The following is a 12,764-nucleotide window of genomic DNA, read 5'->3' as shown; positions in this document are numbered from 1 at the left end:
TGGCCACGTGGTGTGATCCGTGCCACTGTGACATCGGGGGCTTCGCCCCCGGCCGGGGGCTCCGCCACCCGGACCCCCGAAAGCAAGGGGTGGAAGCCATGGGGAGCATCGAGCGCGACCTCGCCACCGATATCGCCCGGATCGTGCGCGCCACCGCCGACGAGGTCGGCGAGGGCCGGGCCAGTGAGCTCATCGAGCGCGTGACCGGCCACCTGGGGGCGCAGCTGCCGGAGGTGGTGGTCGTGGCCCGCTCCTGGCCGATGTGGGAGCACGCCAACATCCAGCGCGGGGTCGACGCCTACCTGGCCGAGCACGGCACGCTCGTGGACTGGTTCGGGATCGCCGGCGGCCAGCGCAGCCACGAGGACCTCATCGGGATGCTCGTGACCGCGCGGATGCGGGGCATGTTCGAGCTCGGCTCGGTGGACTTCACCACGACGGCGATCGGCCCGGACCAGGCGACCGAGGCCGTGCAGCTCGGGCTCGTCGGCACGAGCGCCCCGGGCGGTGAGCCGGTGCTGCTCGCGATCCGCGGCTCGAACCTGCAGTGGGGCCTCGAGCAGTGCCGGCTGGAGGTCCTCGCGACGTCGCGGGTGACCGCCACCGAGGTGCGCGACCGCGTCGAACGGCTGATGGCCGAGCACGACCTCCTGCGCGGGCAGGTGCTGGCCTTTGGCACCAGCGAGCACCGCGGCAACGAGCTGCTCACGTTCCTCCCGCGGCCGGCGCTGACCGGCGAGGAGGTCGTGCTGCCCGACGGCGTGCTCGACGCGATCGAGCGGCACACGGTCGGCATCGCGCACCACGGCGAGCGGCTGCTGGCCGCGGGGCAGCACCTCAAGCGCGGGCTGCTGCTGCACGGCCTGCCCGGCACCGGCAAGACGCACACGGTCCGCTACCTGATGGGCCGCCTGCCGGACACCACGGTGATCATCCTGACCGGTACGGCGATGAAGTTCATCGGCAAGGCCGCGGAGCTGGCGCGGCGGCTGCAGCCGAGCGTGGTCGTGCTGGAGGACGTCGACCTGATCGCGCAGGACCGCAGCTACGGGCCGATGGTCCAGCCGCTGCTGTTCACCCTGCTCGACGCGATGGACGGCGTGGGCGGCGACGCCGACGTGACGTTCCTGCTGACCACCAACCGCGCGAGCGAGCTGGAGAAGGCACTGGCCGACCGCCCGGGCCGCGTCGACCTGGCGGTGGAGATCCCGCTGCCGGACGCGGCCGGTCGTGAGGCGCTGCTCCGGCTGTACGCGCGGGGGTTGAAGCTGACGGCCGACCTTGCACCGGTCGTGGCGGCGACGGAGGGGGTGACGGCGTCGTTCGCGAAGGAGCTGCTGCGGCGGGCGTCGCTGATCGCGCTGGCTTCGCGCCCGGACGAGGACGTCGCGGTGGGCGACGAGGAGCTGACGACGGCGCTGCGGGAGATGCAGGACGCGCGCAGTGCCTTGACGCGGTCGTTGCTGGGCAGCTCAGCTGCGCAGTGAGCCCGGGAAGAGGTCCGCGTCCGCCGGCAGCTTCGTCCCCCGGAACCATTCGTCGAAGAACGACCGCAGGTTCTGCCCGCTGACCTGCGCTGCCATCTTCTCGAAGTCAGCCCACGACGCGTTGCCGTGGCGGTAGCGGGACGGCCAGTCGTGCAGCAGCCGGTTGAACGCCGGGTCGCCGATCTGGCGGCGCAACGCGTGCAGCGCCAGGATTCCCTTGTTGTACACGCCCTCGAACTCGTGGCCCTGGCCCATGCCGACCAGCTTCTGCGCCCAGAAGTCCGTGCTGCCGCGGGTGATCTCGATCGCCGCGCGGTAGCGGTCGTCGAGGCTCTGGCCCTCGCGCTCGGCCCACAGCCACTGCGCGTACGACGCGAAGCACTCGTTCAGGCAGATGTCGGACCAGTCGCGCAGCGACACCGAGTCGCCGAACCACTCGTGGGCGTTCTCGTGCACCAGCGTCGGCAGGTCGGCCCACTTCGCGTACGTCGGCCGGGTCTGCGTCTCCAGGGAGAAGCGGACGTCCTCGTCCAGGAAGATCCCGCCGGCCGCCGACTGCGGGTACGGCCCGAACTTGCCGCTCAGGAAGCCGAGCACCTCCGGCAGGCGGTCGCCGATCGCGCGGCGGTCCTCGGTGCCGGGCGCGTACGCCGTGACGACCGGGGTGCCGTCGGGCAAGGCCGACCTGTCGACACTGAACTTGCCGATCGCGATCGTCGTCAGGTAGCTCGCCACCGGGTTCGGCTCGGTCCAGGTCCCCGGCGGGCCCTCCCGGCCGTTCGAGATGACCGTCCAGCCGGCTGGGACGTGCGCGGTGAGCGTGAAGGACGCCTTGTCGCGCGGGGTCTCGTTCACGGGGTACCAGAACGCCGCCGAGTGCGGCTCGCCGACCATGTACGCGCCGCCGTCGGCCGAGTGCTGCCAGCCGTTCTCGCTGCCGCCGTCGTGCGGGGTCTTCGCCGGGTCGCCGCCGTAGCGGACGCGGGCGCGGAACGTCGTCCCGGCGCGGATCGGCGCCGCCGGCGTGATGACGAGTTCGAACGCCTTCTCACGCGTGAAGCGGGCCGGCTGGCCGTCGACCTCGACGCTGTGGACGTCGAGCCCGCGCAGGTCGAGGTCGAACCGGCCGAGGTCCTGGGTGGCCCGCGCCGTGACTGTCGTGTCGCCGTCGAGGTGGCCGCTCGGCGGGTCGTAGGTCGCGTCGACGTGGTAGTTCAGGGCGTCGTAGCCGCCGTTGCCGTCGTCCGGGTAATACGGATCACCGGCGCCGGCCGCCCCCGGCGTCGGATGCATCGGAGGAGGCGGGAGGGGCACCGTGACGGCGTCACCACCGCAGGCCGCGGCGACGATCACCGCGGCGCAGACGGCGAGGGCGGCGAGTCGGCGGCGCATACGGCCCAGCCTAGGTCATCCACAGCGATCGCTCGGTCACGTTCCGCACCAGCGGTTTTGTGGTTAGGTGGCCGCGTGCTCTGTTTCGGCGGCACCGGTGTGCCGATCGTTCTGCTCCACGGACTGATGGGCCGCGCGCGGACGTGGCGGCGCGTCGCGGAGTGGCTCCGGCCCTACGGCGCGGTGTACGGCCTCGACGCGCGCGGCCACGGCAACGCGCCGCGCGTCGGCCCGTGGACGACCGAGCGGTTCACCGAAGACGTCGCCGACGCGCTGCGGACCCTGGACGCCGGCCCGGCCGTGCTCATCGGGCATTCGATGGGTGGCCTGCACGCGTGGGCGACCGCCGCGACGTACCCGGAGCTGGTGCGCGCGGTCGTGTCCGAGGACTTCGCGCCGGACCAGCGCGGCCGGACCGTCGAGACGTGGCGTGGCTACTTCGAGAGCTGGCCGGTGCCGTTCGAGTCCCTGGACCACGTCCGCGAGTTCTTCGGCGACGCGGGTGAGTACTTCGCCGACTGCGTCGAAGAGCGTGCGGACGGGTTTCACCTGGTCGCCGACCTCGAGGACCTGTACGTCATCGCCGCCGAATGGGGCCGCGTCGACTACTGGTCCGTTGTCGAGAAGATCCGCTGCCCGCTGCTGCTGGTCGAGGGCGAGCACACGGCGATGCCGCCCGGCCAGCAGGCGCTCGTCGCGTCCAGGGTCGACGATGCGAAGCACCTGGTGGTCCCGGGCTCGGCCCACCTGCCCCACGACGAAGCCCCGGAGACCTACCGAGGCGCGGTGGAGGCGTTCCTCAGCCAGGTTTTGAACCACGCGTGACCAAGCGGACGGCACACCGAACGCGCCGTTGAGCCCGGTGCACCGACCACCTGGTCACGCGCGAGCCAGGTCCGCTCGCCAGGCTGCGGTGGAGCGGTCGGCCGGGACGATCAGCGGCCAGACGTCCGCGCCGAGGAAGCCGGTCTCGTCCGCCACCTTCGCCGCGGTGCACGTGTCGCGCGGCAGCCCGGCCTGAACGGCCAAATCAGCCACGGCGTCCTTTGTGGACTTGCCGAAGACGCCGTCGGTCGGCACGCCGAACCCGGACGCGCGGAGGAACCGCTGTGCCTGGTGCACCTGACGGCCCGTGTCGCCCGGCTTGAGCAGCGGCCATTCCGCTTCCGACCGCGCCACCGAGACGCCGAGGACGCGGCCCACGGCCGTCCGCAGCTCCGGCAGCCGGTTGTAGAGCACCTGGCCGGGGCACTCGGTCGAGTTGAAGTCGCGGTGGCCCTTGATGAACTCGGGCGCGATGCCGTACTGGTGCGCGATGTAGGCGACCAGGTTCACCAGCGAGTTCCACAGCGCCTGCGGCACGTCGACCGTGCTGTACAGGCCCTCGTTCTCGATGCCGATGACCTCGCTGTTGTGGTTGCCGACGTTCGCGCCCTGCACGTGCTGCGTGCCGCCGCGCAGGATCTCCAGGCTGCGGTGCCTGCCTTCGGTGACGAACCCGCCGCGGCTGTTCGTGAACTGCTGGCCACTGTCGATCCAGCCGTTCTTGTCCATGTGCAGGTCTTGGATGAACTTCGCGACGTAGAACGCGCGCGCCAGCGAGAAGTCGTTGTTCATCGGCGGGTCGACCGCGTGGTGCACGACGATGTAGGTCGGTTTGTGGTTTTCCACGACGATCGGGCCGGTGGCGGCCCGTGCGCCCCACTCCGAGGTGGGGTGGATCGTCGGTGTCGGCACGGCCGCCGAGGCCGTACCCGTGGTCGTCATCCCCAGTGCGCCGGCCGCGGTCGCGGTCATCCCCGCCTTGAGCAGGGTCCGGCGGTCTACGTGGACCATGCGGGAAAAGGTAGCTCCGGACCGCGCCGTTGACAACTATTGACCAACTTTTGTCGTAGCGCGTTAGTGTTCGCCCGGCAGTGCGAAGAGGCCGCCGCTGGTCTGTTCGAGCAGGCCGTCGGCGAGCAGGGAGTCCAGGCAGCGGTCGCGCTGACCGCCGTCGTGCCACACGAGGTCGAGGCGGGCCTTCTCGACCGGGCCCTCGGAACCGCGCAGGACGTCCAGCAGCAGGCCGCGGACCTGCCGGTCGGTGCCGGCGAACTTCTGCACGGGCTTGGCCGGGCCGGCGTACTCCGGGCGGCCGGCGAGCTGCCACGCGCATTCGTCGTAGACCGGGCAGTCGGCGCAGCGGGGGCTTCGTGCCGTGCAGATCAGCGCGCCGAGCTCCATGATCGCGGCGGAAAACCGGGCGGCGGGGGCGTCTTCGGCGGGCAGCAGGGCCTCGACGTCGTTCATGTCCCGGGTGTTCGACGCCGGCCCGGCATCCCCGGCCCCGTGCACGGCCCGCGCGACGACGCGCCGCACGTTGGTGTCGACGACGGGCGCGCGCCGCCCGTAGGCGAACGCGGCGACGGCCCGCGCGGTGTAGGCGCCGATCCCGGGCAGCGCGAGCAGAGTGTCCACATCGGACGGAACGACGTCGCCGTGGTCGGCGGCGATCACCCCGGCGGCTTCGTGGAGCCGCAGCGCGCGCCGCGGGTAGCCGAGCTTCCCCCAGGCCCGCACGACCTCGCCCTGGCTCGACGCGGCCAGCGCGGAAGGCACGGGCCAGCGCGCCATCCATTCGTGCCAGATCGGCTGCACCCGCGCGACCGGCGTCTGCTGCAGCATGATCTCGCTGACGAGCACGCCCCAGGCCGAGCAGTCCGGCTCGCGCCAGGGCAGGTCCCGGCCGTGCGTGGAGAACCAGTCGAGCAGTACGTCAGCGTCCACAGCCACGCGGGGAGGCTACTTCGCGTACTTCGGCAGCTCGCGGGCGACCTCGTCCGGCGACGGCATCGCGGCGATCTCCGCGGCGATCGCGCGGGCCGCGTCGCGGCGGGACGAGGACTTCCGGGCCTGTTCGGTGACGGCGTCCGCGGTCAGCTCGTCAGGAAGGAGGCGCAGGCCGGCACCCGCGGCGACGAGCGCCTCGGCGTTGGCGAACTGGTCGGCGCCTTGGGGCAGCACCAGCTGCGGGACGCCCTCGGCGAGCGCGCCGAGCATCGTGCCGCTGCCGCCGTGGTGCACGACCAGGTCCGCCTGCGAGATCGTTGCCGCCTGCGGTACCCAGGCCCGGGCAGTCACGTGGGCCGGCTGCGGCCCGAGGGACACCCCGCCGGTGGCCACCACGACGTGCGTGCCGAGCACGGCCAGCCCCTCGATCGCCGTCGTGAGCACCTCCGGCGTGCCGAACGCGGTGCCGAGCGTCAGGTAGATCAGCGGCCCCCGGAGGTCGCCTGGCTCGGCGACAGGCACTGGGCGCAGGGCGATCCGATCGGCGGTCGCCAGGAAGCTCGTGTCCTGCAGGGACCGCGGGCAGATGTCCAGGTGGGTCCCGCCGTCCGGGCGATCGAGCCCGATCCCGCCGGGGAACAGCCGGCCGAAGCCGTGCCAGAGGGCGGGAATCCCGGCGCGCCGCGCGGCGACGGCCACTTCCGGGACGCCCCACCCGTGCACGACCAGGTCCGGCCGCAGCCGCTTCAGGTCCGGTTCGAGGTCCTCGGCGTAGATCTCGTAGAACGAGTCCGCGGGCCGGAACGGGTTCAGCCCGAGCCGGCGCAACGGCGAGTGGACGTGCTCACCGGCGGCGAAGTGCACTTCGTGCCCGATGTCCCGCGCCGCGACCGCGAGCGGGACCATCGGGTACGTGTGGCCGGGTGAGGCTAGGGCGGCGAAGAGGACGCGCACGGGATCCCCGTTCAGATGGTGACGGCATCTGAACGGAAATGCTACTGGACCTCGGTGAGCTTCCCGGTCTTGACGTCGTAGACGAAGCCCCGGACGTTCTCCGTGTGCGGCAGGAAGTCGCTGCGGCGCACGCGCTCCACCGACGTCCGGACGCTGTTCTCGACGTTGCGGAACGCCTCGACCGCCCACGTCGGCCGCAGGCCGGTGTCGCTCTCGAGCTCGTCCTTGAAGTCGTCTTCGGTGACCATCGAAAGGCCGCACTCCGTGTGCTGGACGATCAGCACTTCGCGCGTGCCCAGCTTGCGCTGCGAAAGGGCCAGCGAGCGGATCATGTCGTCGGTCACCACGCCGCCCGCGTTGCGCAGGACGTGCGACTCGCCCTGCAGCAGGCCGAAGAGCTCGAACACCCGGATGCGGGCGTCCATGCAGGTCAGGATGGCCACGTGCAGCGACGGCTTCGGCGACGAACGGTCGCCGGGCGTCACTTCGCCGAGTTCCTGGTTGCGCTTGAGCAGAACGTCGATCGAGGTCATCGGTCACCTTCCGGCCAGTGGCCCCGCGGCGCGGGCGTGCCACTCCATTTGACCTGGTGGAGACCCCTTCGGGCAATGCACTACGAGCTATGTCACGGGTCAGCCCCCGAACCAGGGCTCCTCGACCGTTCTAGGGGGTGCCGACGTCCGCCCGATGCGCAGCTCGGTCGGCAGCGTGATCACCTTCGGGGCGCTCCGCTCGCCCGAGCTGAGCAGCAGCCGTCCGGCCATCTTGCCCTTCTCCAGCACCGGCTGGTGGACCGTGGTGAGCCCGATCCGCTCGGCCTCGGCGATGCCGTCGAAGCCGGTGACGGTCAGGTCCTGCGGCACCCGCAGCCCGCGCCGCTCGGCCTCGGCCATGGCGCCGAGCGCGAGGATGTCCGAGGTGCAGATCACGGCCGTGATCTGCGGGTACGCGTCCAGGAGCTGGCGAGCGGCGGACGCGCCGTCGTCCACCGTGTGGTCGAAGCGCTCGATCACCGGGACGCCGGCCCAGTCGACGCCGGCCGCCGAGAACGCGACGGCGAGCGCTTCGAGCCGGGTGCGCTGGACGTGGAAGTGCGCGCCGCTCTGGCGGGCCGGGGAGACGAAGTCGTCGTTGCGCTCGCGGGCGAGCCGCATGCAGATGACGCCGACCTGCCGGTGGCCCAGCGAAACCAGGTGCTCGGCGATCTTGCCGACCGCCGCCGCGTCGTCGGGGCCGACGCGGTCGATGCCCTCGATGCTGGGCTGGTCGATGATCACCGTCGGCACCGGGCGTTCCAGCACGGCGGCCAGGCTCGGGTCGTCGTCCGGCACGGAGTAGACGACGAAGCCGTCGACGCCCGCGCGGTGCACCGCGGCGACGTCCTCGCGGCCCGGGCTGGCCGGCACCAGGTGCAGGCCGACGCCGGCGTCTTCGCAGGCCAGGGCCAGTCCTTCGAGGACACCGACGGCGGCGGGGTCGCGGAAGGCGTAGGAGAGGTTCTCGGTGAGCAACAGCCCGACCGCGCCCGCCTTGCGCGTGCGCAGGGAACGGGCGACCGGGTCGGGACCGGGGTAGCCGAGGCGCCGGGCGGTCTCGAGGACGCGGCGGCGCAGTTCGGGGGACAGCTGGTCCGGCCGGTTGTAGGCGTTGGACACCGTGGTCCTGGACACACCGAGCTCCGCCGCGAGCGACGCCAGCGTCGCCTGCCTCCGGGTGCGAATAGGACGTCCCATCAGCAAACCGTAACGGTTCAGATCGAATTCATGAAGAGACACCCCGGGTGGTCGATGTCTCGATCCGCATGCGTGAAGACGCATACACCAAAACACGATCGGATGGCCAGGAAGTCATCCGGATGGGGTAGGGTGAATCTGACAACGGTTTCCATTAGCGTTTGCAGGAGTCCTCAGATGAGTCCCCGCCACACCAGGAGCGTGCTCGCCGCCGCTTCGGCCCTGTCCGTGCTCGCCCTGGCCGCGTGCTCCGGCGGAACCTCCGGCTCCGACGGCGGCGGGCAGTCCGGCGGGTCCGACAAGATCAAGGTCGTGGCGTCGACGGACGTCTGGGGCAGCGTCGTGAGCGCCGTCGGCGGCGACAAGGTCGAGGTCAAGTCGATCATCCACGACCCGTCGGCCGACCCGCACTCGTACGAGACCACCGCTGACGACGCCCTCGCGGCGAAGGACGCGAAGCTGCTGCTGTCCAACGGCGGCGGCTACGACGAGTTCTTCGACAAGCTCACCGACCAGGCCGGCGACACGAAGAAGCTCGTCGCCTACGACATCGCCGCGACCGGCGACGAGAACGAGCACGTCTGGTACGACCTGCCGGGGGTCGACAAGGTCGCCGACCAGGTCGCGGCGCAGCTCGGGGAGCTCCAACCCGCGTCGAAGCAGGCGTTCACCGACAACGCGACGGCGTTCAAGACGAAGGTCGGCGCGCTGGAGAAGCAGCTCGGCGAGCTGGGCGCCGCGCACCCGGGCACCAAGGTCGTCGTCACCGAGCCGGTCGCGCACTACCTGCTGCAGAGCGCGAAGCTGACGGACGCGACGCCGAAGGCGTTCTCGGACGCGGTGGAGAACGACACGGACGTCCCGGCCGGCGCCGTCAACGAGTACAAGCAGCTCATCGCCACCAAGCAGGTCAAGGCGCTGATCAACAACGCCCAGACCGTCACGCCGCTCACCCAGGACGTCGTGGCGCAGGCGAAGGCCGCCGGGATCGGCGTCGTCGACGTGACCGAGACGCTGCCGCAGGGTGTGACCGACTACATTGGCTGGATGACCGGGGAAGTAGACGCGCTGGCAGGAGCGTTGAAGTAGCCATGCCTCCAGTCTCCGTCTCCGACGACGTGCGCCCCGCGGTCCGGGTCCGTGGTGCGGGGCTCGCGTTCGGTCCCCGCACGCTCTGGTCGGGGCTGGACCTCGTCGTCGAGCCGGGTGAGTTCCTCGCCGTGCTCGGCCCGAACGGCTCCGGCAAGAGCAGCCTGCTCAAGGCGCTGCTCGGCATGCAGGGCCTGTCGGCGGGCGTGGTCGAGATCGCCGGCGGCCGGCCGGGCGGCGCGAACCGCAAGGTCGGCTACATCCCGCAGCAGCGCGCGATCGACGAGTCGCTGACGCTGCGCGGCGTCGACCTGGTCGGGCTGGGGCTCGACGGCCACCGCTGGGGCCCGGGCCTGTTCGGCATGGCGGCACGACGCCGCCGGGTTTCCGAAGCCATCGAAGCGGTGGGGGCGACGCGGTACGCGAAGCAGCCGGTCGGGCGCCTGTCCGGCGGCGAGCAGCAGCGGCTGCGGGTGGCGCAGGCCCTGGTCGGCGACCCCGAGGTGCTGCTCTGCGACGAGCCGCTGCTGTCCCTGGACCTGGCGCACCAGCGCGCGATCAGCGAGCTGATCGACGCCCGGCGGCGCACGTCCGGCACCGCGGTGCTGTTCGTGACGCACGAGATCAACCCGGTGCTGCCGTTCGTCGACCGGGTGCTGTACCTGGTCAACGGCTCGTTCCGGATCGGCAAGCCGGACGAGGTCATGACCACCGAAACGCTGTCGGAGCTGTACGGGACCCGCGTCGAGGTGCTGAAGGTGGGCGGGCAGATCCACATCGCGGGCGCGCAGAGCGCGTTGTGCGAGGGGGAACCGCACCACCACGAACACGACGTCGAAGAGCAAGTGGGCTGAATCTTGGATCTGTTCGACTTCGGCAAGACGTGGGAGCTGATCACCGAGCTCGACGGCGTCCAGACGGCGCTGCTCGCGGCGGCGATCCTCGGGCTGGTGGCGGGGGTGCTGGGCCCGCTGATCGTGATGCGGCGGATGTCGTTCGCGGTGCACGGGACGTCCGAGCTGGCGTTCACCGGCGGCGCGGCGGCGTTGCTGCTGGGGATCGGCGTCGAGTACGGCGCGCTGATCGGCGCGGTGGTGGCGGCGCTGCTGCTCGGCATCCTGGGTGCGCGTGACGCGGATCGCGACTCGGTGATCGGCGTGATCCTGTCGTTCGGGCTCGGCATGGGCGTGCTGTTCCTGTCGTTCTACAAAGGACGGTCCGGGAACAAGTTCGGGATCCTGACCGGGCAGATCATCACCATCGATTCGACGAACCTGACGTTGTTCGTGGTGTCGTCGGTGGTGGTGCTGGCGGTGCTGGCGCTGGTCTACCGGCCGTTGTTGTTCGCTTCGGTGGACCGGAACGTGGCCGTGGCGCGCGGGGTCCCGGTGAAGACGCTGACGGTGGTGTTCGCGCTGCTCGTGGGCGTTTCGACGGCGTTGAGCGTGAAGGTGGTCGGGTCGCTGCTGGTGGTGGCGCTGATGGTGACGCCGGCTGCCGCGGCGGCTCGTGTGACGGCGTCGCCTTGGAAGGCGACGGTGCTGGCCGTGGTCTTCGCCGAGGTGTCGGCGCTGGGCGGGATCGTGCTGTCGCTGGCGCCGGGGTTGCCGGTGAGCGCGTTCGTGACGGCGATTTCGTTCTTGATCTACGTGGTCTGCCGCGTGATCGCCTGGCAGCGCGACCGCCGGACGCGGGTCCGCGCGGTCGAGTCGCCGGCCGAACTGGCCCCGGTGGCCTGATTTCTCGGTTCGGCTGCCGCTCTCGTTGATGGCGGTTTCCGGACGCTCGACGTCCCCTTCCTCCATCGGTGAGGGACGAGTACGTCCACTGCCCGCGACTGACCTGCCTCGGCTGTCCACACGCTCGCGCGGATGTGGACAACTCGGCCCCTCCGGCGTCGATGTGAGGGCCGTGTCGCACCCCGCCGATAGACTGGGCAAGGGGACGCCCCCCAAGGGAAGGGCGGGGAGCTTGCGGCCGTGAGCCCGGCGGCGCAGCAGGCAGGGACGCTCGGCCACGTCGAGGTCGCGGGTTCGAAACCGCCCGGCGTTCCTGGCTCAGCACCGGGTTGTGCCTTCGGAACCCCGTCTACCCAACGCACCTAACCCAGCATCAGCAGGACCTGCAGCTCCCCGACCACGAACCCGATCACCCCACCCACGGCGATCAGCTTCCACTCGTCCTGCCGGAACGCCGGCCGCAGCAGCCCCTCGAACTCCAACGGCGTCAACGCCAGCATCCGCTGCTCGATCATCTTCGCGACGTCCATCGCCTCGGTCAGGTACCCCTCGGCGTACCGGGCCGTGTCGGGCAGCTGCTCAAGAGCCTTCACCGCCGCCGCGTGCTTCATCTCCCGCAAGCGTGTGCCACCCACCGCGAATGACAACGGCAGCTGCGCGTCCACCGCCGACGACACCATCTGCTCCACCAGCGCCGCCAGCCGATCAGCGCGGGGACCCCGCAGCACCGCGTCCAGCAGGTTCTGGACCGTCAGGACCTCGTTCGCGATCAGCTCGCCGTACTGCCGGGCCACCTCCGCGCGCCGGCGCTGGAACTTGCCCTGGAAGATCACCCGGCCCAGGCGGACCGGCTCGCGCGGGACGAAGATCAGCTTGATCGCCAGCCAGTCCGTGCACAGCCCGATCACGCCGCCGAACGCCGGGAGCACCCACGGCTCGCGCGTGAACGCCCACACGATCGTCTGCACCAGACCGAGCCCGAAGCCGAAGTAGATGCCCATCCGCGCGATGAACGCCATCTCCGGCCGGGACGTCTCGCGGATCAGCCGCACCAGCAGCGCTTTGTCCCGCGTCAGGCGCTGGACCGTCATGTGCTGGACGTCGAGGACTTCGTCGAGGTTCTCGCGGACGTCGTCGAGGAACTCCCGGACCAGCCGCGGCGCCGACGCCTGGACCTGCTTGATCAGCATCTCCTGGGCGAGCGTGGGCATGACCTCCCACAGCCGCGGGTGGTGCTCGGCCAGCACCTCGCGCGCGATGTGGTCGACCGCGCGCAGGAGCGGCTGCTCCAGCTCGCTCGTGATGATCACCGGGTCGATCCGGCCGAAGACCTCGCGGAGGTCGAGCAGGTTCGCCGTCAGCAGCTCGGTCGCCACCGCCGCCATCCGCCCGCCGTGCTTCGGGACGACGCCCTGCCAGCCGAGCAGCGGCGGGATCCCGAGGAAGTCCAGCGGCCGGAACATCATCTCGATCGCGACGCGCTTGGTGACGTACCCGATCAGCGCCGCGATGAACGGCATCGCCGCGTAGAGCGGCCAGTGCAGGGCGAGGTCGTGCAGGACAGCGTCCATCCCGACCTCCCTCGCACACCCGAGAGC

At 71.1% G+C, this 12,764-nt stretch carries 12 protein-coding genes; 5 read left to right on the top strand and 7 right to left on the bottom strand.

Features of this window, described 5'->3' with window-relative positions:
- Nucleotides 1–98 precede the first annotated feature (98 nt).
- A complete protein-coding gene (locus QQ657_RS26840) occupies nucleotides 99–1,487 on the top strand; it encodes an AAA family ATPase (RefSeq protein ID WP_284745029.1) in 1,389 nt (462 codons plus the stop codon).
- Here QQ657_RS26840 and QQ657_RS26835 read toward each other — a convergent pair.
- On the bottom strand, nucleotides 1,473–2,879 hold the full coding sequence (locus QQ657_RS26835; protein WP_284745028.1) for a M1 family metallopeptidase: 1,407 nt from the start codon (nucleotides 2,877–2,879) through the stop codon (nucleotides 1,473–1,475). The two genes, QQ657_RS26840 and QQ657_RS26835, sit on opposite strands and share 15 nt — an antisense overlap.
- Nucleotides 2,880–2,954: 75 nt before the next feature.
- Between QQ657_RS26835 and QQ657_RS26830 the strand changes: the two genes are divergently transcribed.
- Entirely contained in the window at nucleotides 2,955–3,704 is a 750-nt protein-coding gene (locus tag QQ657_RS26830) for an alpha/beta fold hydrolase (RefSeq protein ID WP_284745027.1), read from the top strand.
- A gap of 54 nt (nucleotides 3,705–3,758) precedes the next feature.
- Here QQ657_RS26830 and QQ657_RS26825 read toward each other — a convergent pair whose 3' ends face one another.
- The 5 genes from QQ657_RS26825 to QQ657_RS26805 form a co-directional block, all read right to left on the bottom strand.
- Nucleotides 3,759–4,715 carry a peptidoglycan recognition protein family protein gene (locus QQ657_RS26825; RefSeq protein ID WP_284745026.1) on the bottom strand — a complete coding sequence of 319 codons (957 nt, stop codon included), beginning with the start codon at nucleotides 4,713–4,715 and terminating at the stop codon, nucleotides 3,759–3,761.
- 63 nt (nucleotides 4,716–4,778) lie between these two features.
- Complete coding sequence (locus tag QQ657_RS26820; RefSeq protein WP_284745025.1) at nucleotides 4,779–5,654, bottom strand: HhH-GPD family protein; 876 nt, start codon at nucleotides 5,652–5,654, stop codon at nucleotides 4,779–4,781.
- A gap of 9 nt (nucleotides 5,655–5,663) precedes the next feature.
- Nucleotides 5,664–6,605, bottom strand: a complete 942-nt coding sequence (locus QQ657_RS26815; RefSeq protein ID WP_284745024.1) for a glycosyltransferase — start codon at nucleotides 6,603–6,605, stop codon at nucleotides 5,664–5,666.
- A 41-nt stretch (nucleotides 6,606–6,646) separates the two neighbouring features.
- The gene (locus QQ657_RS26810) at nucleotides 6,647–7,138 is read right to left on the bottom strand and encodes a beta-class carbonic anhydrase (RefSeq protein WP_284745023.1); all 492 of its coding nucleotides are present in this window, start codon (nucleotides 7,136–7,138) and stop codon (nucleotides 6,647–6,649) included.
- 99 nt (nucleotides 7,139–7,237) lie between these two features.
- Entirely contained in the window at nucleotides 7,238–8,338 is a 1,101-nt protein-coding gene (locus QQ657_RS26805) for a LacI family DNA-binding transcriptional regulator (RefSeq protein ID WP_284745022.1), read from the bottom strand.
- A gap of 177 nt (nucleotides 8,339–8,515) precedes the next feature.
- On the opposite strand from QQ657_RS26805, the gene QQ657_RS26800 reads away from it, so the two are divergent.
- The 3 genes from QQ657_RS26800 to QQ657_RS26790 are packed head-to-tail and all read left to right on the top strand — an operon-like array spanning nucleotide 8,516 to nucleotide 11,166.
- Nucleotides 8,516–9,427, top strand: a complete 912-nt coding sequence (locus QQ657_RS26800) for a metal ABC transporter solute-binding protein, Zn/Mn family (protein ID WP_284745021.1) — start codon at nucleotides 8,516–8,518, stop codon at nucleotides 9,425–9,427.
- Between the two features lie 2 nt (nucleotides 9,428–9,429).
- Nucleotides 9,430–10,281: a metal ABC transporter ATP-binding protein gene (locus tag QQ657_RS26795; protein WP_284745020.1), complete on the top strand. Its 852-nt coding sequence runs from the start codon at nucleotides 9,430–9,432 to the stop codon at nucleotides 10,279–10,281.
- 3 nt (nucleotides 10,282–10,284) lie between these two features.
- Nucleotides 10,285–11,166, top strand: coding sequence for a metal ABC transporter permease (locus QQ657_RS26790; RefSeq protein WP_284745019.1), 882 nt, complete (start codon nucleotides 10,285–10,287; stop codon nucleotides 11,164–11,166).
- Between the two features lie 362 nt (nucleotides 11,167–11,528).
- Here the strand turns inward: QQ657_RS26790 and QQ657_RS26785 are convergent, their stop codons facing one another.
- Complete coding sequence (locus QQ657_RS26785; protein ID WP_284745018.1) at nucleotides 11,529–12,737, bottom strand: DUF445 domain-containing protein; 1,209 nt, start codon at nucleotides 12,735–12,737, stop codon at nucleotides 11,529–11,531.
- Nucleotides 12,738–12,764: the final 27 nt, after the last annotated feature.

It is taken from the genome of Amycolatopsis ponsaeliensis (assembly GCF_030182635.1).
In the GTDB taxonomy this organism is placed as follows: Bacteria; Actinomycetota; Actinomycetes; order Mycobacteriales; family Pseudonocardiaceae; genus Amycolatopsis; species Amycolatopsis ponsaeliensis.
The sequence above is the reverse complement of the archived record's forward strand: the minus strand, read 5'-3'. Positions and strand labels throughout refer to the sequence as shown.

Bases quoted from the DNA above. Each gene is read 5' to 3' on its own strand.
- QQ657_RS26840 (WP_284745029.1), top strand. From the start codon at position 99: ATGGGGAGCATCGAGCGCGACCTCGCCACCGATATCGCCCGGATCGTG.
- QQ657_RS26835 (WP_284745028.1), bottom strand. From the start codon at position 2,879: ATGCGCCGCCGACTCGCCGCCCTCGCCGTCTGCGCCGCGGTGATCGTC.
- QQ657_RS26825 (WP_284745026.1), bottom strand. From the start codon at position 4,715: ATGGTCCACGTAGACCGCCGGACCCTGCTCAAGGCGGGGATGACCGCG.
- QQ657_RS26810 (WP_284745023.1), bottom strand. From the start codon at position 7,138: ATGACCTCGATCGACGTTCTGCTCAAGCGCAACCAGGAACTCGGCGAA.
- QQ657_RS26805 (WP_284745022.1), bottom strand. From the start codon at position 8,338: ATGGGACGTCCTATTCGCACCCGGAGGCAGGCGACGCTGGCGTCGCTC.
- QQ657_RS26800 (WP_284745021.1), top strand. From the start codon at position 8,516: ATGAGTCCCCGCCACACCAGGAGCGTGCTCGCCGCCGCTTCGGCCCTG.
- QQ657_RS26795 (WP_284745020.1), top strand. From the start codon at position 9,430: ATGCCTCCAGTCTCCGTCTCCGACGACGTGCGCCCCGCGGTCCGGGTC.
- QQ657_RS26785 (WP_284745018.1), bottom strand. From the start codon at position 12,737: ATGGACGCTGTCCTGCACGACCTCGCCCTGCACTGGCCGCTCTACGCG.